Origin of the sequence: Aquimarina rhabdastrellae (genome assembly GCA_947387485.1) — a bacterium.
GTDB lineage: Bacteria > Bacteroidota > Bacteroidia > Flavobacteriales > Flavobacteriaceae > Aquimarina.
The window spans coordinates 78,080-98,733 of record CANDNT010000009.1 but is presented as its reverse complement, the minus strand read 5'-3'; the positions used below and the strand labels follow the sequence as shown (position 1 = coordinate 98,733).

The 20,654-nt window shown below is 30.9% G+C and carries 17 protein-coding genes and 4 tRNA genes; 16 read left to right on the top strand and 5 right to left on the bottom strand.

Going from position 1 to position 20,654, the window contains the following annotated elements:
• The first annotated feature begins 167 nt into the window (after positions 1–167).
• Positions 168–1,037, top strand: coding sequence for a helix-turn-helix domain-containing protein (locus ACYEKI_RS14025; protein WP_459211826.1), 870 nt, complete (start codon positions 168–170; stop codon positions 1,035–1,037).
• A gap of 109 nt (positions 1,038–1,146) precedes the next feature.
• Here the strand turns inward: ACYEKI_RS14025 and ACYEKI_RS14020 are convergent, their stop codons facing one another.
• Positions 1,147–1,929, bottom strand: a complete 783-nt coding sequence (locus ACYEKI_RS14020; protein ID WP_459211825.1) for a S1/P1 nuclease — start codon at positions 1,927–1,929, stop codon at positions 1,147–1,149.
• Positions 1,930–2,156: 227 nt separating this feature from the next.
• On the opposite strand from ACYEKI_RS14020, the gene ACYEKI_RS14015 reads away from it, so the two are divergent.
• From ACYEKI_RS14015 to ACYEKI_RS13990, 6 genes are all read left to right on the top strand, one after another.
• Positions 2,157–3,086 (top strand): alpha/beta hydrolase, encoded by a 930-nt coding sequence (locus ACYEKI_RS14015; protein WP_459211824.1) that lies wholly within the window; start codon positions 2,157–2,159, stop codon positions 3,084–3,086.
• A gap of 20 nt (positions 3,087–3,106) precedes the next feature.
• Positions 3,107–3,913, top strand: coding sequence for a Cof-type HAD-IIB family hydrolase (locus ACYEKI_RS14010; RefSeq protein ID WP_459211823.1), 807 nt, complete (start codon positions 3,107–3,109; stop codon positions 3,911–3,913).
• An 8-nt stretch (positions 3,914–3,921) separates the two neighbouring features.
• Positions 3,922–5,805, top strand: a complete 1,884-nt coding sequence (locus ACYEKI_RS14005; protein WP_459211822.1) for a M61 family metallopeptidase — start codon at positions 3,922–3,924, stop codon at positions 5,803–5,805.
• 86 nt (positions 5,806–5,891) lie between these two features.
• Positions 5,892–7,160, top strand: a complete 1,269-nt coding sequence (locus ACYEKI_RS14000; protein ID WP_459211821.1) for a DUF819 family protein — start codon at positions 5,892–5,894, stop codon at positions 7,158–7,160.
• Positions 7,161–7,257: 97 nt separating this feature from the next.
• Positions 7,258–8,007, top strand: a complete 750-nt coding sequence (locus tag ACYEKI_RS13995; RefSeq protein ID WP_459211820.1) for a DUF4369 domain-containing protein — start codon at positions 7,258–7,260, stop codon at positions 8,005–8,007.
• 92 nt (positions 8,008–8,099) lie between these two features.
• Positions 8,100–9,341, top strand: coding sequence for a DEAD/DEAH box helicase (locus ACYEKI_RS13990; protein WP_459211819.1), 1,242 nt, complete (start codon positions 8,100–8,102; stop codon positions 9,339–9,341).
• A 74-nt stretch (positions 9,342–9,415) separates the two neighbouring features.
• On the opposite strand, the gene ACYEKI_RS13985 is transcribed toward ACYEKI_RS13990, so the two are convergent.
• Positions 9,416–10,453 carry a M28 family metallopeptidase gene (locus ACYEKI_RS13985; RefSeq protein ID WP_459211818.1) on the bottom strand — a complete coding sequence of 346 codons (1,038 nt, stop codon included), beginning with the start codon at positions 10,451–10,453 and terminating at the stop codon, positions 9,416–9,418.
• A gap of 164 nt (positions 10,454–10,617) precedes the next feature.
• Here ACYEKI_RS13985 and ACYEKI_RS13980 point away from each other — a divergent pair.
• The 6 genes from ACYEKI_RS13980 (at position 10,618) to ACYEKI_RS13955 (ending at position 14,356) form a co-directional block, all read left to right on the top strand.
• Positions 10,618–10,702: transfer RNA gene (locus tag ACYEKI_RS13980), tRNA-Ser, on the top strand.
• An 80-nt stretch (positions 10,703–10,782) separates the two neighbouring features.
• A tRNA-Ser gene (locus ACYEKI_RS13975) sits at positions 10,783–10,867 on the top strand.
• Between the two features lie 80 nt (positions 10,868–10,947).
• Positions 10,948–11,032: transfer RNA gene (locus ACYEKI_RS13970), tRNA-Ser, on the top strand.
• A gap of 80 nt (positions 11,033–11,112) precedes the next feature.
• Positions 11,113–11,197 (top strand) — tRNA-Ser (locus ACYEKI_RS13965).
• 983 nt (positions 11,198–12,180) lie between these two features.
• Positions 12,181–13,026: a M57 family metalloprotease gene (locus tag ACYEKI_RS13960; RefSeq protein WP_459211817.1), complete on the top strand. Its 846-nt coding sequence runs from the start codon at positions 12,181–12,183 to the stop codon at positions 13,024–13,026.
• A 466-nt stretch (positions 13,027–13,492) separates the two neighbouring features.
• Positions 13,493–14,356, top strand: a complete 864-nt coding sequence (locus tag ACYEKI_RS13955; RefSeq protein WP_459211816.1) for a DUF6268 family outer membrane beta-barrel protein — start codon at positions 13,493–13,495, stop codon at positions 14,354–14,356.
• Positions 14,357–15,789: 1,433 nt separating this feature from the next.
• Here the strand turns inward: ACYEKI_RS13955 and ACYEKI_RS13950 are convergent.
• Both ACYEKI_RS13950 and ACYEKI_RS13945 read right to left on the bottom strand, forming a co-directional pair.
• Positions 15,790–16,593 carry a lysophospholipid acyltransferase family protein gene (locus ACYEKI_RS13950; RefSeq protein WP_459211815.1) on the bottom strand — a complete coding sequence of 268 codons (804 nt, stop codon included), beginning with the start codon at positions 16,591–16,593 and terminating at the stop codon, positions 15,790–15,792.
• A 40-nt stretch (positions 16,594–16,633) separates the two neighbouring features.
• Positions 16,634–17,278 (bottom strand): NUDIX hydrolase, encoded by a 645-nt coding sequence (locus tag ACYEKI_RS13945; RefSeq protein WP_459211814.1) that lies wholly within the window; start codon positions 17,276–17,278, stop codon positions 16,634–16,636.
• On the opposite strand from ACYEKI_RS13945, the gene ACYEKI_RS13940 reads away from it, so the two are divergent.
• Complete coding sequence (locus ACYEKI_RS13940) at positions 17,272–18,000, top strand: peptidylprolyl isomerase (protein ID WP_459211813.1); 729 nt, start codon at positions 17,272–17,274, stop codon at positions 17,998–18,000. The genes ACYEKI_RS13945 and ACYEKI_RS13940 overlap by 7 nt on opposite strands.
• 46 nt (positions 18,001–18,046) lie before the next feature.
• Here ACYEKI_RS13940 and ACYEKI_RS13935 read toward each other — a convergent pair whose 3' ends face one another.
• On the bottom strand, positions 18,047–18,760 hold the full coding sequence (locus ACYEKI_RS13935) for an RDD family protein (protein WP_459211812.1): 714 nt from the start codon (positions 18,758–18,760) through the stop codon (positions 18,047–18,049).
• A 36-nt stretch (positions 18,761–18,796) separates the two neighbouring features.
• Between ACYEKI_RS13935 and ACYEKI_RS13930 the strand changes: the two genes are divergently transcribed.
• Together ACYEKI_RS13930 and ACYEKI_RS13925 are read left to right on the top strand one after the other, a co-directional pair.
• Positions 18,797–19,756, top strand: coding sequence for a stage II sporulation protein M (locus ACYEKI_RS13930; RefSeq protein WP_459211811.1), 960 nt, complete (start codon positions 18,797–18,799; stop codon positions 19,754–19,756).
• Positions 19,753–20,634, top strand: a complete 882-nt coding sequence (locus tag ACYEKI_RS13925) for a hypothetical protein (RefSeq protein ID WP_459211810.1) — start codon at positions 19,753–19,755, stop codon at positions 20,632–20,634. Before ACYEKI_RS13930 ends, ACYEKI_RS13925 begins: the two co-directional genes overlap by 4 nt.
• Positions 20,635–20,654 lie beyond the last annotated feature (20 nt).

The following is a 20,654-nucleotide window of genomic DNA, read 5'->3' as shown; positions in this document are numbered from 1 at the left end:
CCGTAGCCGTAACTAGCTCTTGTATATTCCTTCAAAAAAATGGTATAAAAATCTACTTCTAATTTATTTATTAACAAACGCAAACGTTATCGTTATTTTAAACAAGTAGATAAGGTCTAGTTTTATTCATTTTATTTTTGTAACTTTAAAATATTAACCCACTGATTATGAACAGATATACATTACATGAGACCTTTGTCGTCGATCAAAGTGAGCTTGATATTTGGAAATCCGAGCCTCACAGTCACAATTATTTTGAGATCATTTTTATTGAAAATGGAAAAGGATTCCATACTATTAATGATAGTAAAATCCCTTACAAATCAAGAGATATCTTCTTATTAGCCCCAGAAGATACGCACCATTTTGATATACAAGAACGCACTAGATTTACTTGTTTTAAATTTACTGAGTTATTGTTTTCAAATAAGATTAATCTTCCGGATAGAAAATATTGGTTACAACGTATTGAACAGATTTTACATCGTCCTAATATTTTACCTGGAGATGCCATCTTTCATGAAGAAGATCGCAATGTAATATGGGATATTCAAAAACTGGTCATGCACGAGTTTAGACAAGAGCAAACTTATCATCGAGAAATTATTTCTAATGCAATTAGTACTATTTTAAGTTTAATTGTAAGAAATATTTCTGAATCGTATGAAAAATTGAAAAAAGATTCTTCTGTGAATCTAGAGCGTAGTAAAATTGATGACATTTTAAGCCATATTCATCAAAACATCTATAATAATGATGTTACCAAAATCAATTATATGGCAAATAAATTTAATATGTCACAAAGCTCTATTAGTACTTATTTCAAAAAACAAACAGGAGATTCTATTCATCAATACATTACGAAATATAAAATGAAGCTCGTTAAACATCGTTTATTGCATACTGATTTTACAATTGCAGAAATCGCATATCAGTTAGGATATACCGATGAAAGTCACCTCACCAAAACTTTTAAAAAACATTTTGCAAGTTCTCCTAAGCAATTTAGAAAAGAAGCACTTGCAAGCAATGATTAACTTAACTTAACATTCCCTTGTTTATGATTACATTATTACTATATCTACAAAAAAAATCGAGGAAGTTCCTCGATTTTTTTATAATTATTATATGATAGATACTTGCTCTTTATCCAAAAATTTCATTTAAAACTTTTGCTAATCTAATTCCTCCCTTTTGTAGTTGTTCTCTTACTATAGGAAAATTAACATACGAATATCTATACCTTAGTTTCTCTCCTACATTTGCAGTCTTATATACTTCTTTTGCTAAGTTTTGAGATTCATTCACCCAATCAAGCACACTTCCGCTCTCTATCTTTCTAATTTCTTCTTTAGACAACACCGCTTTATTATTGGCTAATTCGGTATAACTCATCCCATAAGAATCTATCATTTCACTATCCCAAACCTTATGTAAGTTAGATCCTTTATTAAACCATCTTACTTGAATAGTATTTCCGCCTTTATCTTCTCCTCTACCTACATGCAAAGGCTGGTGTAAATCTCCTATAAAGTGAACCAACATTTTTAAATAAAAAGCTTTGTCTTTTTTTGCTACTTTAGGATCTTTTAAAACGGCCACACATTTTTCAATTCCTTTAACTAAATCTCCATGTTCATTAGGTTGTTCTTCTCCATACTTTTTGTCAAAAGAAAAATTAACATAATGCCATGGACTATATTTTTTGTATTGTCTATCGCTTTTAATTTCATCTGCATATGTAGAGACTATAGCCAAACTTTGCCCATCTAGCAATTTAAAAATAGCTTTTCTAGCTCTATTAGTCAAATGTTGAGATGCAATCTCTCCTGTAACTCTATGTCCTGTTTTTCCCCAAAAAAAATCTGCTCCAAAACTAAGTTGTATGGAAAAGCATACTAAAAAAAATACTAAAAAACGTAACTTCATTTATCTAAACTAAATTATTAACTCTGGTATTTCCGTAAAAAAACGGAGATGGCAAATATATAAAAGCCTTTTGTTATAGTACCGTTAATTTTTACTCTTCCTTTTAATTATAGTATGTATATTATCTTTGTCACTATTATTTTAACAATTATTAGTTATAACATACGTTTTTATTGTAATTTGTTATTATTTAGCATCGCATTTTATTTTATAAACAAAACAATTAGATGAGACATATCCTTTTTTTTCTTTTACTATGTATTAGTAGCTTATCTTTTTCTCAAGAAAGAGAATTTAACTCGGCTCAAGTAAGGATTAATCAATATGTAGATGGTACACTTATCACTCCCTTTTCTAATGCCCAAATTCCTTTAGTTATTTTTATTATGGATCAAGGAGCTATTAATAGAGATGGTAATGAACGTATGTCTAAAAATGACACTTTCAAAAAATTCTCTCGAATACTAGCTCAAAAAGGTATTGCCAGTTATAGGTATGATAAGCGTTTGTTTAGAATGGACCAATTGGGTCTTTATGAAAATGATATTTCATTTAATGACTTTATTACCGATGTTAAAACTATCATTTCATACTTCAGAAATAATAATGCTTACTCAAAAATAATCATCGCAGGACATGGTCAAGGAGCTTTAGTAGGTATGATTGCTGCTCAAAATGACAATGCAGATGGTTTTATATCTTTGGCTGGTTATGGACAATCTATAGATAACGTAATTATAGATCAATTAAAAGTACAAGCACCTGGTCTAGATAAAAATGCAGCTAAAGCATTTAAAGAATTAAGAGAAAAAGGACGTGCGGTAAGTTACCAACCTGCTTTAGGATCTATTTTTAGATATAACTTACAACCTTTTATGAGATCATGGATGAAATATGATCCTGCTGTAGAAATACAAAAATTAGAAGTTCCTATCTTACTAATTCAAGGTGATAATGATTTACAAATTACCTTATCTGAATACGAAAAATTAAAAACTGCTGTACCAGAAGCAAAATATCTCATGCTTGAAGGTATGAATCATATTTTTACTCAGGTATCTAAAAGTAGTTTAGAAAATCAAAAATCTTATAACGAACCGTGGCGAGAAATTATGCCACAAGTAATTGATACCATTACTGATTTTGTAATGCAATAAGCCCATTCAAAAGACCATTCATGTCGCAACCTATTTTATTTTCTGATATAGACGGTACTCTATTAAATGCCGAAAGAGAATTATCTCATGCAACACTTACTGAAATTAAACGTATTAAAGAAAAAATACCGTTTATTCTTATTTCTTCGCGTATGCCTAGTGCTATGAGACATTTACAACAACAATTAGCAATTACTCATCTCCCTCTTATTTGTTATAATGGAGGTCTAGTTATTGTAGATAATAAAACGGTACACTCTACAAGCATTCCTATCAATATTGTAAAAAGCTTAGCCATATATAATCAAACGATAAATACTCATATCAGTTTATATCACAATGACGAATGGCATGTACCTCAAATGGATTATTGGGCAAATAGAGAAGCAAATAATACAAAGGTACAACCTACTGTAACTCCCATACATCAAACTATTGAACGCTGGGAAACACAACAAAAAGGTGCTCATAAGATTATGTGCATGGGAGAAGAACAAGAAATAGATGCTATTGTTTCATATTTAGAAACTCATTTTGATTCTCAATTACATTTATATCGTTCTAAGCCTACTTATCTAGAAATAGCCAACAAAGAAGTCTCAAAATTTACTGCTATTGAATTGTTATTAAAAAATCACTATAACATAGATATCTCAAATGCTATTGCTTTTGGTGATAATTATAACGATATTGAAATGTTAAGTAAAGTTGGTACGGGAGTTGCAGTAGCTAATGCAAAACCCGAAGTATTAAAAATCGCAGATTACATTACGTTATCAAGTAAAGAAGATGGCGTAGCAAACTATATAAAAACACACATTAAATAGAAAGATCGATGTCGAAATTATTACGTTATGTAACCTTAATGGCGATAGCCATATTCTTAAACAGTTGTGGTGCTTCAAAGCAAACCCAAACAAGAACAAATCAACTTATTACTTCAACCATAGATTTGGTTAGTGTTGTAAATGATCAAGTAAAAGTTGATATTAATATTTCTAATATTGCTACAGATACTATTAGTTATCAGCTTCCTAAAATCATTCCTGGTACTTACTCAAATGATAATTATGGAGCTTATATAGATAACTTTCAAGCATTTGATAAAGAAGGAAACCGTTTATCTACCTCAAAAATTGATGCTAATAGATGGTTAATTCAATCTGCTCAAAAACTAGATAAAGTATCTTATTTGGTTAATGATACCTTTGATATAGAAAATACACATGAAGTTTTTTCTCCATCAGGTTCTAATATTGACAAAGACAAAAACTTTATACTTAATCTACATGCTTTTGTAGGCTACTTTACAGGATTAAAAGAGCGCAAATACAAATTACTTATTAAACATCCTAAACAACTTACTGCTGCTACTTCTTTAATCAAAGCTCCTCTATCTCAAGCTACTGCTCAAGATCCTTATGACGTTGATGTTTTCAATATCAACAGATATGCAGATGTAGTAGATTCGCCTATCATGTATTCTGTACCAGACGAAGTAAGTTTTAAAGTTAATGATATCGAAATTTTATTACGTGTATATTCTCCAAACAATATTCATACTGCGGAAAAACTCAAACCAGAAATGGAACGTATGATGAGAGCTCAAAAGAACTTTCTAGGAGATATAAATTCTACTAAAAAATATAGTATTCTTCTATACCTTTCTAGTTTAGCATCTACAGATGCAACTGGTTTTGGTGCATTAGAACACAATACCTCTACTGTAGTTGTTTTACCAGAATCTATTCCGCTAGATCGTTTAAATGAAGCTATGATCGATGTGGTTTCTCATGAGTTCTTTCATATTTTAACACCTCTTACAATACACTCAAAAGAAATACACAATTTTGATTTCAATGCTCCTAAAATGTCAAAACATTTATGGATGTATGAAGGTACTACCGAATATTTTGCCCAATTATTTCAAATCAGACAAGGTATCGTAGATAAGAATACTTTCTTTGATCGCTTATTAGGTAAAATTAATTCTTCAAAACGTTACACAGATGAAATGTCTTTTACAGAAATGAGTAAAAACATTCTTAAAGAACCTTATAAATCAAATTATGCAAACGTATATGAAAAAGGTGCTTTAATCTCTATGTGTATTGATCTAATTATTAGAGAAAAAAGTAACGGAGAAAGAGGTATTCTTGACCTTATGAAACAACTTTCTCAAAAATATGGTTATGATAAAGCTTTTAATGATCAAGATTTAATAAAAGAAGTAACCGATATTACTTATCCAGAAGTTGGTGAGTTTTTAACAACACATGTTATAGGAAAAACACCTATCAATTATGAAAAGTATCTTTTTAAAGCTGGTTTGGTTTTTAAAGATGTTACTGTTCCTACTTCTTATTTTATTCATGATCAACAACCTTATATAACTGGAAGTGAAGAAAACAATCAAATCTTTTTTATTCCAGGTATAACATACAATAGCTTTCTAAATGATTTAGGTATTAAAGGCGGAGATATTTTAGTAAGTATTAACGATAAAAAATATACTTTACAAAATGTTTACGATTTATTAAAAGATCCTAATCAATGGAAAGAGGGAGATCCTATTACTTTTAAAGTAAGACGTGATGACGAAATTGTAAGCCTAAATGGTACTGTTAGTATTCCTACATTAAAAAAGAAAATGATTCAACCTATACCTACCATTAGTCCATTACAAGCTCGAGTATTAAAAACATGGATTAATGATTAAAGCTTATTAAGGTTAATACATTATAAAATTTCATCTTACCTAAAAAATCGTATTTTGCAATACGATTTTTTTATTTGATATCATTTATGGAAGATACTACACCTTTTTTTACCAATGACGCTATCGTTTTTGGAGTAATCATGCTTTGTATAGGATTTGTATTTTATACCTCTTCTATCAAAACAGGCTTTTGGAAAACATTTTATCGTTTTGTACCCGCTATATTACTCTGCTACTTACTTCCTGCTATCTTTAATTCATTAGGAATTATAGATGCAGAAACATCAAAGCTTTATCATGTAGCTAGTCGTTATTTATTACCTGCAGCTTTAGTATTAATGACGTTAAGTATAGATCTTAAAGCTATTTTCAACTTAGGCCCCAAAGCCTTAATTATGTTTATTACAGGTACTATAGGAATCATTATTGGTGGACCTTTAGCTATTTTATTGATTTCATCTTTTTCTCCAGAAACAGTAGGAGGTGTTGGTCCTGATGCTATATGGAGAGGATTATCTACCTTGGCCGGAAGCTGGATTGGTGGAGGTGCGAATCAAGCTGCTATGTTAGAAATTTTCAACTATAATCCTGATAAATATGGTGGAATGGTTTTAGTTGATATCGTAGTAGCAAATCTATGGATGGCTATTTTATTAATCGGAATTGAAAAAAGCAATAAAATAGATCGCTGGTTAAAAGCTGATACTACAGCTATTGAAGATTTAAAAGATCGAGTATCAAACTATACAGCAAGCGTTGTACGCAACCCTACTACAACAGATCTTATGGTAATGATTGCTATTGCTTTTGTTACGGTAGGAATTGCACATTGGGGTGCTGGTGGTGTCTCTAATTTTTTAGCTACAAATTTTGAAGTTTTTAATGACAAATCTTCTGCATTATCTTCATTTACTTCAAAATTCTTCTGGATGGTAACGATTACTACTATTATAGGTATCATTCTTTCTTTTACAAAAGCTAAACAATATGAAGGAGCTGGTGCCAGTAAAATAGGTAGTGTTTTTATCTATATTCTTGTTGCTTCTATTGGTATGAAAATGGATTTAGGTTTAATTTTTGAAAACCCTGGACTTATTGCAATAGGATTGGTATGGATGACTATACATGCAGTATTATTAATTGGAGTTGCAAAACTTATCAAAGCACCATATTTCTTCTTGGCTGTAGGTAGTCAAGCTAATGTAGGAGGTGCTGCTTCTGCTCCAGTAGTCGCTGCTGCTTTTCATCCATCATTAGCTACTGTAGGTGTATTATTAGCTGTTATGGGATATGTAGTAGGAACTTATGGAGCCTTACTGTGTACTTGGTTAATGGAAATTGCATCACAACACTAGTTTTTAATCATATTTTATATGATATTTGCCTGCATTAGTATTATTTTAACAATTAGAGTATTCTTAACGTAAACTCAAAAACAACCTATATTACTCAATGAAACAAATTGTCTCATTTTTTCTACTTTTAACATTAATTGTCAGCTGTTCACAAGAACCTCAAAAAGAAGGGAACGCTATCATAAAAGGAAACATTAAAGGTCTTAAAAAAGGAACCTTATTTTTACAAAAAATTCAGGATACTACTATTATAAATGTAGACTCTATAGTTCTTGATGGAACCTCAGAATTTGTATTAGCTACTCAAATTGATGCTCCAGAAGTGTTCTTTTTACACCTTGATAAAAAAGATGGAGCACAGTATAATGATCGCTTTGATTTCTTTGTAGAACCAGGTGAAACTGTTATCTCAACTACACTTCAAGACTTTGAAAAAGATGCTCAAGTAGTAGGTTCAAAAAATCAAGAAAAATTTCAAGAATTTAAAAAAATTAGACGCCGTTTTAACGAACAACATTTAGGAATCTTAAAATCTTCTTTCGAGGCTAGAAAACAAAATGATACCGCTGTTTTAATAAAAAATGATTTAGCTTATCAAAGTTTAATCAAACGTAAATATTTATATACAGTAAATTTTGCATTGACTAATAACGATTTAGAAGTTGCTCCTTATGTTACTATGACAGATATTTTTGATGCAAATGTTAAATATCTAGATACTATTGCCAATGGTTTAACACCTAAAGTGCAACAATCTAATTATGGTAAACAATTAATTGATTTTATAAAAGATCGCAAAGAAGAAACTGCAAAATTAAAAGAGAAAACTACTGATTCTGTTCAATAGTACCTTTTAAAAGATTATATACTGCCCGTTTAAACTTGATTTAAACGGGCTTTTTTAATGTATCTTTGTCATGATTATGTAACTATTATTATATGCAATTTAAAGATTTACAACTACACAAACCTATTTTAAGAGCCTTAGCAGAAAAAAACTATCAAAACCCTACATTAATACAAGAACGTGCAATTCCGCTTATTTTTGAAGGACATGATCTTATAGCTTCGGCACAAACAGGTACTGGTAAAACAGCTGCATATGCATTACCTATGTTACAGCGTCTTTTTACAAATCCTGACACCATCAAAAAAAGTAAAAAGATTAGAGCTTTAATCGTTTGCCCTACTAGGGAATTAGCTATTCAAATTGAAGAAAGTTTTGCTGCTTATAGTACTCATACACATCTTGCTACAGGAGTGGTTTTTGGTGGAGCTTCTACCGATCCTCAAAAGCAATTATTAAAAAAAGGAGTTGATATTCTAATTGCTACTCCAGGTCGATTATTAGATTTACACAAGCAAGATCTTGTTAATCTAAGTTATATAGAAACCTTAGTCTTAGACGAAGCAGATTTAATGCTTGACATGGGATTTATTGATGATGTCAAAAAAATCGAACGTTTATGTACTCGAGAAAAACAAACCTTACTCTTCTCTGCTACGATGCCTTATAAGGTTACCGAGCTAGCAAAAACGATTCTTAACACTCCTAAAAAAATAAATGTAGCTGCTAATAATACAACAGCTACTGGAGTTTATCAAGTTTTATATTACACCCCTAAACCTAATAAAATAGAGCTTTGTTTACATTTACTTCGTAAAACAATTAATCAAGAGGCAAAGATTATCATTTTTAGGCGTACCAAATATGGTGTGGATAAACTCGAAAGTTCATTAATAAAAAATGGTTTTAAAGTGTGTGGAATCCATGGTGACAAATCACAAAGCGCAAGACAAACTGCTTTAAATGATTTTAAAAAAGGAGAAGCAACTATTCTCATTGCTACAGATGTAGCTGCTAGAGGAATTGATATAGAAGCCATAGACGCAGTTATCAATTTTGATATTCCTCATATAGCAGAAACTTATATTCACCGTATTGGACGTACTGGGCGCGCAGGAAAAACTGGAATGGCATACTCTTTTTGTTCTGCCGATGAAAAAAACTATATCAAAACCATAGAACGAGCTATTTTACAAAATATAACTGTAGAAGAAGAACATCCTTATCCCTTAGCACCTAACGCAAAACCAGAAGTGCATAAAAAGAAAGGGAGCAAATACAAAAAAGGAAGAAAATCTGAAGCTTCTAAAAAGAAAAAGAAGCGCTGGTATTAATCAGTTTCTTTATCCTAATAACAAAGTCCCTAAATAATTAATTTAGGGACTTTCTTTTAGCTTATTAAATAGCACTATTCGTTTGTTCCATCAACTACTATTCGTTCTGCTCTATTAGCTACTTCCCAAGCAGTATAGAATACCAATCGAGCTCTTTTCTCTAATAAATCATACTCAATTTTATCTGGAGTATCTGTAATTTGATGATAATCATCATGAACTCCATTAAAATAGAAAATAATAGGGATGTTATGCTTAGCAAAATTATAATGATCACTTCTAAAATAAAAACGATTAGGATCATTACGGTCATTATACCTGTAATCTAGATCCATTTTTACATATCGCTCATTAGCAGCTTCACTAATTTTATGTAAATCTGTACTCAATCGATCACTCCCTATTAAATACACATAATTACGTTTATCTTCTCCTTCATGGTTTTTGTCTACACGACCTACCATATCAATATTTAGATTTGCCACTGTATTGTCTAAATCAAATACAGGATTTTCTGTATAAAACTTAGATCCATATAATCCTTTTTCTTCACCCGTAACGTGTAAAAATAAAATGGAACGTTTAGGTCCTTTTCCATCTTTTTTTGCTTTCGCGAAAGCTTGAGCTATTTCTAAAACACTTACTGTCCCTGATCCATCATCATCTGCCCCATTATACACATTTCCATCTTTATCAACTCCTACATGGTCATAATGTGCAGAAACAACTATAATTTCTTCTGGTTTTTCTGTTCCTTCAATAAAAGCCAAAACATTTTCTGAAGCTTTAATTCCTCCTCTAAAATAACTTTCTGGAATCTCTTGATAATAATCATCTCCACCTAAAGGAGATACTATATTCATTCTTTTATACTGTTCTTTTAAGAATGCTGCAGCTTTTTTCTGTCCTGCCTCACCTGTATCCCTACCTTCAAAATCATCTCCAGCAAAAACGTATAGATAATCTTTTAATTCTTTTGCTGTGATAGTAGACGCATATGTAGATACATCTTGACTTTTACTAGAGCTTTTGGGAGCTTCATTCTTCTTTTGAACACTTCCACAAGAGGCCATAATACCTCCAATACAAAGAGCCAATGCTACTTTTTTCATTTTCTTATTTTTAAGCTTTCAGCGCAAGATACTGATTTCAAAGAACATGAAAAATCATTTCACAAACCTTTAAAATTATTTCATTTTTTTTGCCAAAAATGTTTTTAGATTGTAAAAAGTTACTATATTTGCATCCGCAATCACGAAACGATTGCATCGCAAAAGGAGAAATGGCAGAGTGGTCGAATGCGGTGGTCTTGAAAACCATTGAGGGTCACACCTCCGGGGGTTCGAATCCCTCTTTCTCCGCGAAATAATTCAGAATATAAGTTCTGAAATTTGACATAGTGAATTAAAAAGTATCATCTCTTTAAATAGAGAAACGCATTGGAGAAATGGCAGAGTGGTCGAATGCGGTGGTCTTGAAAACCATTGAGGGTCACACCTCCGGGGGTTCGAATCCCTCTTTCTCCGCGAAATAATTCAGAATATAAGTTCTGAAATTTGACATAGTGAATTAAAAAGTATCATCTCTTTAAATAGAGAAACGCATTGGAGAAATGGCAGAGTGGTCGAATGCGGTGGTCTTGAAAACCATTGAGGGTCACACCTCCGGGGGTTCGAATCCCTCTTTCTCCGCGAAATAATTCAGAATATAAGTTCTGAAATTTGACATAGTGAATTAAAAAGTATCATCTCTTTAAATAGAGAAACGCATTGGAGAAATGGCAGAGTGGTCGAATGCGGTGGTCTTGAAAACCATTGAGGGTCACACCTCCGGGGGTTCGAATCCCTCTTTCTCCGCTTATAATTCACAAATTAAAAAGCTTACTAATATATTAGTAAGCTTTTTTTATACCTTAAATTTAAACTTTCATTAAAAAATTAAGGAGTCAAGAACATAAGGGATCAAGAACAATTGTTGTGTTTTTGCATAAGTGATGAGAGATGAGTGGGATTGAATCTAAAATTCAAAAGTTTTTTTGATGTGGAGTTGGTTAGTTAGGTAGTTTTTGAGTACTGTCACTTCGACTGTGTTAGTGACCAGACAATCCTTGTGATAACTATAAATCTAGATCAAAAATCGTTAATCTACATTCGATACTCATTAGTTATCAATCGGCCTATCGAAAGTATAGCATAAAATTTGCAATGAGAGAAGCGTTAAAAACTTTGGACTGTTTGAGCGCAAGCGAGTTTGTCTTAAGTTTAACTTCCGAATAATAAATTGGTTAGTTTTGAGTGAAATTCGTTACTTCGACTCCGCGATCGAATTAATCTAAAATCAACTATCATTAATCTTAACTCTGTATTCGACATTCATTATTATATTTTAATTCACCCACAACTTTTGAGACTGATCCAATAGTATCTAAAATGTAAAACGCTAAATCTAAAATATAAAAGGATTCTCAACATAAACTATCTAAAGTTTCAATATTCAATATTGGATATTCATTATTCGACATTCTTTTATAGGTCAATTTAAAATCAATTAGTCTTGGAGTAAAATATAAAGTCGTTAATCTACATTCACAATTAACTCCTGTACAAAATTGTTGTCTCAATTAACAAATTCATAGTGTTTCTGATAATATTTTATCATCCTCTCATTTTTTTATCATAAAACATCCATAAAAAACATATTTATACTTGTTCAATTTAAAAAAAAGCATAAATTCGCCTTTCGATTTTCAAAAAGTTCAAAGCTTTAACAAATTTCGAAAGCAAAGTATGATTTAACCCCTACTTTGTAAAAAATAACTATACAAACTCAATTTAACAAAATGAAAAAAATCAAAGCACTTGCGCTTAGCGCTTTAGTAGCAGGATTTGTAGTGTCTTGTCAACAAGACGACGTAAACAATCAAGAAGTCACTAATGCAACAGTAGAATTATCAAAAAAACATCAATTGGCCGTACAAGCAGCTGGAGTTAATCCTAATGGAGCAAAGTATGTTACTATGCAACATTTAGACGGAGCTTCATTTGATGCAATTCAATCAGGTGATATTATTTTAGCATTAGATAAACTTGCAGAACAAGCTTTAGCATCTGATGGAGATACTAAGCAATATCATACTCATAACCTAGTAAGTCAAGGACGTACAATTGACGTTGTTGGTTTTACAGGAGGACGTAATGCCTTAACTCAAAGAATGAGAACAGGTTTACAATGGGCTGTAAACAATTATAATAGAATAAGCACTTCTCTTACATTTAGATTAACTTTTGAAGCATCAGAAGATGCAGATATGGTTGTATATAATGCTGGAGGGACAAGAGCTGGTGGAGTTGCAGAATTCCCTAGTAATGGTCGTCCAGGAAAGTATATTGCTATTTATGGTGGTATGGATAACTTCAGTAATAATGTAAATGAACATGTTATGACTCATGAAATGGGACATGCTCTAGGTTTAAGACATACAGATTATGCAAGAAGAGTTTGTGAAGATGGAGGTAATGAAACTGCTGGAATTGATGGTGCTATCCATATCCCAGGAACTCCATCTGTTAACCAATGGGGAGCTCCTGGTTTAGACACAGATTCAATCATGATCTCTTGTTTCAATTCTCAAGTTGATGGAGAATTCAGTGAATATGATGTAGTTGCTTTAGAATACTTATACTAAAATAAACTATATTTAACTTATAAACTTTGAACTTTTTGAACAAACCATCCTGTAAATCAGGATGGTTTTTCTTTTATATAAGTTTAAAATATTAAAGATTCATGGGTAATTGTTATATTATTTATAAGTGAAGAATGATTAACGATGAAAGATAAATTGGATGGAATCTAAAATTTAAAGGGATTCCAACATAAACTATATAATAAATATAACTACAGCCTATAGAAAGCTATTTTTTAGACTATCTAAGATTACTACATTGTTATTCTTTATTCAACATTCGTTATTTATATGTAATTCGCATACAACTTTTAAACATGATCCACTTTAAGTCTTATTCCATTATTTATAACTGATATCTTTTTCTTATCTTAAAATATATTCTTTACATAACATCATTTAAATAACAATCTATTTTATTTAGCGTTACTCTTGTGCATTATTTTAGTATAGAAACAATATCAATATGAAAAAAAATTTAACCTTAATTTGTTTATTATTATTGAGTCTAACCGCCATGGCTCAAATGGATCAGTACAGTTTAGAATTTAGAGGTCGCTATATCGGAGATAATGATAGTGATGCTTCTTTTCAAACTTTTGCTGTCAACAAACGCTTAGCTAGGATTCCTATAAAAAAAGGAGCTAGCGGATTAATTCAAATTCACGCCAATTACAGCTATGCCCATGTAAATTTTAAAGAAGCCTTTACTTTTTTTGAAGATATTGAGAATTTACACAACGTAGGATTAGCTGTAAACTATATTAAAAGATTAAAAAATCCAAAATGGAGCTTTATAGCTCGTTTTAACCCTCAATTAAACTCTAATTTCACAGATGGTATTAAAGAAGATGATTTATACCTTAATGCAGTTGTATTATGGAATTATAGTAAAACAGCTAATAGTCGTCTTACTTTTGGATTAGCCTATACTAATACTCTAGGTTTTCCAGCTCCTATTCCTGTAATCAACTACTGGAAAAAAATAAACGAAAAATGGGAATTTAATTTAGGTGTACCTAGAATTTCATTAGTACATAATCTTAATACTAAATCCAGCATCACAGCTTATCTTGAACTTAATGGATACAATGCCAATATCAGTGAAAACTATATCATTAATGGCCGAGAAGCTGAACGTGTAGGCTACCGCGATATTATTAGTGGTTTAGAATACCGTTACCGCATTAAAAACTTCGTATTACTTGTTAATGGCGGTTACACATTAGATAGAAATTTTGAATTACAAAACTCTAGTAATGATAGCATTGTTGAATTTAATATGGATAATAGTCTAAATCTAGGTCTAGGCTTAGGTTTTAATTTTTAAGAAATGCTATTCACATACAACAAAAAAACACTTTTAACACTGATTTACAACTATTTAAAATAAGCTTAAAATACCGTTTATCGATATTTTTACGCTTTTCATCGAAACTTTAATCATTTTTCAACAACTTAAATATCAACAACTTAGTAATCAGTCGTACATTTACAATGTGATTATATAACACAAGCCACTAACTTTAACCTACAGGTGAATCGGAGTGTGAGGACATTAGTTCATAACGTCCCAATTATGAACTAAAGAGAGTACTCCTATAGATTTATCTTAACACAAAAAAACACCACTGTCAATGTTGGTGTTTTTTGTGTTTAATCATAACTATTTTCAAAAAATAAAGAGCTCTGAAAAGAGCTCTTTACATTCCTCAATTGTAAACATTTACTTTTGTAATTGTATAAATAAATCTACTTTATCCTTCTCAATTATGAGTAAACTGTTTGTCTTTAATATATTTAATCATTCACATGAATAATAACTTATCATCTTATTATTTTTCGTTATTCAAAAATGCTATTTTATTCTTATAATATCAAAAAAAGGTACTCTACTTATCCTCTACAAACAATAACCAACCACACTTAAAAACACTAATAAACAACACTTTACATTTATTTTTAAAATACAGTGAATCGAGATTTTCAAATCATATTTTTAACTGTTTTTTTTCTTTTTAAGAAAAAAGGAACTCATAAAATGAGTTCCTTTTGCACTTAATTAAGTTATCCTAAGACAACTCCCCTAACACATTTTCTCAAAAATTTAATTCTAACTAATTAAATAATTGCTATTGAAAAATGTTCTTTCTTATTTTTTACAATCTTATAAAAAACTCCCATGAAACACAGTATTTCATGGGAATTATTCAACATAACTATTTAATTAAAATAGCCAACTTTACTCTTATGTTCCCCGCTATAAAGAACATTATGAGTAGAAAAAATTTAAGTCTTGTCATTAGATTTATTAGCAAGCTATACAAGACTTAAACTTGGGGCAAAATGACATGGTCTACTATCCGATAATCAAAATGGGGAATATAAATAGTTAAATCTGTTCACTATATTTACTAGTTAAGCTCTTGTTGTTTTTATGTATTCAAATGTGTTAATTAAAACTCATCTGACCAAGAAACACATCTCTACTTTTCCTCTACACTTCATTTACACACACCTGCAAACAGCTATTTTACAAATCTTTATATTGTTTTTATTAATAAGTCTTTTCTATATACGAATGCCACAAAACATTACTATTAACTCCCTCTTCTAAGACCAAATAGGACTTAATCATATTCATCTTTTAAACACTCACGATTAAAAGTTGTATTAATATTTCTACATCCTTTTATTGTTACAAAAAAGAGCCTGCTAATAGTTAGCAGGCTCTTTTTTTATCATTCAAAAACAATGGTTAATTTAATATTCCCACTGTCTCTTTTTATTTAATTCTTCTTCGGCTTCTAATTCTTCTTGTGGTATCACTTTTAAGAATGAAGGATGTTGCTCAATAGCGTATTCTAATTTCTCTACAATATCATCAATTGAATCATTTTCATAATCAATATCAAGAGGTTTTTTTATTACCATAGATTGTAAAATCCCTCTTTTTTTAATTCGTATTCCTTTTTTATCAAATGATCTTCTAAATCCATCAATCACAATAGGAATTACAATTGGCTTATATTGTCTAATAATATGTGCTGTACCTTTTCTAATAGGTTTAAAAGGTTTTGTAGTTCCTTGCGGAAAAGTAATCACCCACCCATCATCTAGTGCTCTAGAGATATTAGTAATATCACTCATTTTTACTTGTCGCTTGATATCCTTTCCTCCAGATCTCCATGTACGTTCTACAGTTATTGCTCCAGCATAAGCTAGTATTCTTGCCAAAAGTCCTGCTTGCATAGTTTCTTTGGCAGCAACATAATACAAGTTAAGCTTAGGTTGCCATAGATATCCTATATTCTTGATAGAATCTACACGACCACTCAAGCTAGCATTAAATACATGAAACATTGCCACCACATCTGCAAAATACGTTTGGTGATTTGAGACAAAAAGCACTTTTGTATCTGGTAAATTCTTTATAATCTCACTTCCTTCAATCTGTAACTCATTAAAACCTCTATAACGTCTATGTGTCATAGAACCCATGATACGGATTAGCCATTTTTTTAAAAATAAAATATGACCGAAAGGATTCCTTTTAAATAATCCCATATTTAGTTTATGTTAAAACACAAGACACAAATATACAAAATCATAGCGCTTTGACCTGTTTCATCAAGATTTTTAGTTCACTAAGCATCATCGCTGTTGCACCCCAAACCGTATAACCATCTAATTTAAAGGATGGTACTTCTATTTTATTTGCATAAGAAGTTGTTAAAATTTCTGAAATAACATTCGTTTCATCTAGCAAATCTGCCAACGGAATCTCAATAATCTTATCTACTTCTTCTATTTGACGATCAAATTGTGGTAACTGATCAGTATATCCTAAAAAGGGATAAACCCAAAAATTTGAAGGTGGTATATAAACTCTTGTCAAAGGTTTGATAACTTCTACTATATCTTGAGGTACTCCTATTTCTTCATTCATTTCGCGTAAAGCAGCCTCTTGATGATTAGCATCTTCTTGTTCTACTTTACCTCCTGGTAATGCTACTTGAGCCGAGTGTACTCCGTTATATGTTGGTCTTAGTATTAGGGCTAAATATAATTCATGTTGTTTTGGATAACACAGCATCATTACAGCTGCTTCTCTAGGATTAAGCGTATCAATTTTTATATTATTTAATTCTTTTTTACGGATGTCAGGAGCCATTACCTCATGTGAAAATACTCCTGGTACGGACATTTTCTGTATTTTTGGAATCAAATTTTTAAATGCTTCAAATGTCATTCCTACGATTTATTATTTTAATTGGTTGTATTTTAATTAGCTCTAGTTGTGATCAAAAAACTTCTTCTCAAAAGAAGTCTATCCAAAAAGAGGCCTCTTCTGAAAAGAGGAAACAAAAAGATACAATTTTAAAACCAAATAATATTGTAAATAAGAAGAAAAAAGAAGCTCCGTTTAAATTAACAAACGAAAATTTAAGAACTTTTTTTGCCGATTATGGTAAAAAAAATCCCGAAACTATTGTTAGAATTTCTACACGTTTCGGAAAATTTGATATCCAACTCAATACACAAACTCCAATTCACAGAGCTAATTTCATCTACTTGGTAAAACAAAAATATTTTGACGAAACTTTCTTTTATCGCGTTGCCAAAGGTTTTGTAATTCAAGGAGGGAATAGTGATCGTACTCAAATGAGTCAAAAACGTTTTGAAATTGGTGATTACACTTTACCACAAGAACAAGTAAAAGGGCAATCGCATATACGTGGTGCTGTTGCCTTATCAAAACAATGGGTCGACAATCCTAGTAATAGATCTACTCCCTATGAGTTTTTTGTTGTAGTAGCAAAACAAGGAGCGCATCATCTAGATGGTGAACACACCATATTCGGAAAAGTTATCAAAGGAATGAACGTTGTTGATAAAATATCCAATGTTCCTACTGATGAGAGTGAATGGCCTATTAAAAATATCTTTATTAAAGCAGAAGTAATTCGTTAATAGATAAAAAAAGATAAGGCTGTAAAAAATTACAGCCTTATCTTTTTTATTGTTGTGTAAAGTAATTATAATCTTTTATCACTTTGGCAATAAATTGTAATGGTTTCTCTTGAGGTGTAACTCCCATTACAGAGGCTACTTTTTCTGATAATTTTACAATTACATTATGATTAGCTCCTCTCCTAGCATCTGAATATACTGTTTTAATTTTTTGCATTTCGGCATCATCAAATACAGTTACTTGCGGATATTGTGCTTTGTAATCTTCTGGTATTTCAACATAGGTTGTTTGATTAAAACTAACTCGTTTACGTTCGCTTATTACCGTAGTTCCAGCTGCCATATCTCCTAATCGCTGACCTTTACCTCTCATTAAAATCAATACCACAGCAATTCCTCCTGATGCTAACGAAATATCAATTACTCTTAATAACCAACGAACTAAATAGTTTGAAAATCTAGGTTGAGTTCCATCTAATCTAGCGACTCTAATGTTCATCACTCGTTTTCCTGGTGTTTTACCATTCCAGAATGTCTCCCACAATAGATGATACAAAACCAATGGTAATGAAAGTAACATCATAACTCCCCATTGATCATCATCGATACCACCTATAGCTCCTAAAATAAAAATTGCCGCTATAATATATCCTATCCATATTACTCCGTCAATCAAATATGCAGCTATACGTTCTCCTATTCCAGCTACATTTTGTTGTATATTTACATTTTGGGCAGTTTCTATTTGAAAATTATCCATGAATTGTGTTTCTTTGAGATTCTAATCCTTTACCTCATGCGTGAAGCGGCATTTATCAAGCAAAATAAAGACAAATGGTTAAAATTTGAAAGTGTTCTGGCAAATAATACAATTATTGCCCCTGATGCTTTGTCTGATTTGTATATAGAAATCACAGATCATCTTAGTTATGCGCAAACATTTTACCCTAATAGTGAAACATTAAACTACCTTAACCATCTTGCTGCTACAGCACATCAAAAGATTTATAAAACCAAAAAAGAGAAAAAGAATAGGTTTTATACTTTTTGGGTAAAAGAGTTTCCATTAGAATTTTATCAGTATCAAAAACAACTGGCTATTACTTTTTTTATTTGCCTTGTTTTTACATTAATAGGCATCTATTCTGCTTCAAATGATGGCGCTTTTATAAGATCTATATTAGGTGATGCTTATGTAAATATGACTTTAGACAATATTGAGAATGACGATCCTATGGCTGTCTATAAAAAATCTGGAGAAGTCAATATGTTTTTAGGTATTACCATTAATAATATTCGTGTTGCATTAACTTGCTTTTCTTTTGGAGTATTATTAGGTATTGGTACTGTTTACGTTTTAATGCAAAATTTTATCATGTTAGGTTCTTTTCAATATTTCTTTTATGAAAAAGGACTTTTATGGGAAAGTGCACGTACTATCTGGATACATGGTACCATAGAAATTTCTGTTATTATTATTGCTGGTTGTGCTGGATTAGTTGTAGGCAAATCTATTTTATTTCCAGGTACCTATACCCGTCTTACTTCTTTTGTACAAGGCGTAAAAGCTGGGTTAAAAATTGTAATAAGCACAGTTCCTCTTTTTGTTATAGCCGGTTTTTTAGAAGGTTTTGTTACACGACATACAGAAATGCCTGATTGGTTAGCAATTTTTATAATTTTGACTTCCTTAGGATTTATAGTATTTTACTATGTTATTTATCCTAGATACTTATATAAACGAATCAATTCATGAATACAAACTACATTAATTTTAAACGAAAACGTGATTTGGGTGATGTCTTTAATGACACTTTTGCCTTTTTGCGTCAAAATTTTAAACCTATTTTTTCTCTTTTAGTTAAAACAAGTGGTGTAGCCTTTATTATTATGCTAGCTACTACAGCATATTATAACCATACCTCTTTAAATATTACTGGAGGAAATGTATTTGTAGGTATGCAAGATGCTAGTGAAGCAGCTATAATTACTATGCTTATTTCTTTAGTGATTATGCTTTTAGCTTTACTTGTCTTTTATGCTCAACTTTTTGGTACAACCTTATTTTATATCAAATCATATACAGAGAACCAAGGTGTAGTTGATTTAGATTATGTAATACAACAAACTCGAGATAAAACAGGTAGTCTTATAGGGTTATCATTATCTTCTGGCTTTTTAGTTTTCTTAGGATTCTTATTTTGTGTAATTCCAGGGTTTTATCTTTATGTACCACTTAGTTTAGTTTTTGCTATTATGGTATTTGAAAATAAAAGTATTGGTGAATGTATTGAATACAGTTTTAAATTGGTAAAAGGTGAATGGTGGACAACATTTGCTACCTTATTTGTAATTGCTATATTGATTAGTATCATTGGTGGTGTTTTTTCTGTTCCTGCAATTATTTATGCAATGGTAAAAACCGTAAGTTCTGCTTCTGCTGGTTCTTTATCTGATCCTACAGTAGCATTTGATTGGGTATTTGTTACATTGACTACTATCTCCTCTGCTATTCAATATATTTTATACATTATTACAGCAGTATCGACAGCTTTTATTTATTTTAATTTAAATGAATTAAAGAATTTCACAGGTGCTTTTGAGCAAATTGATTCTTTAGGTAAAAACGAATAATAGTTTGAGGATACTACTTT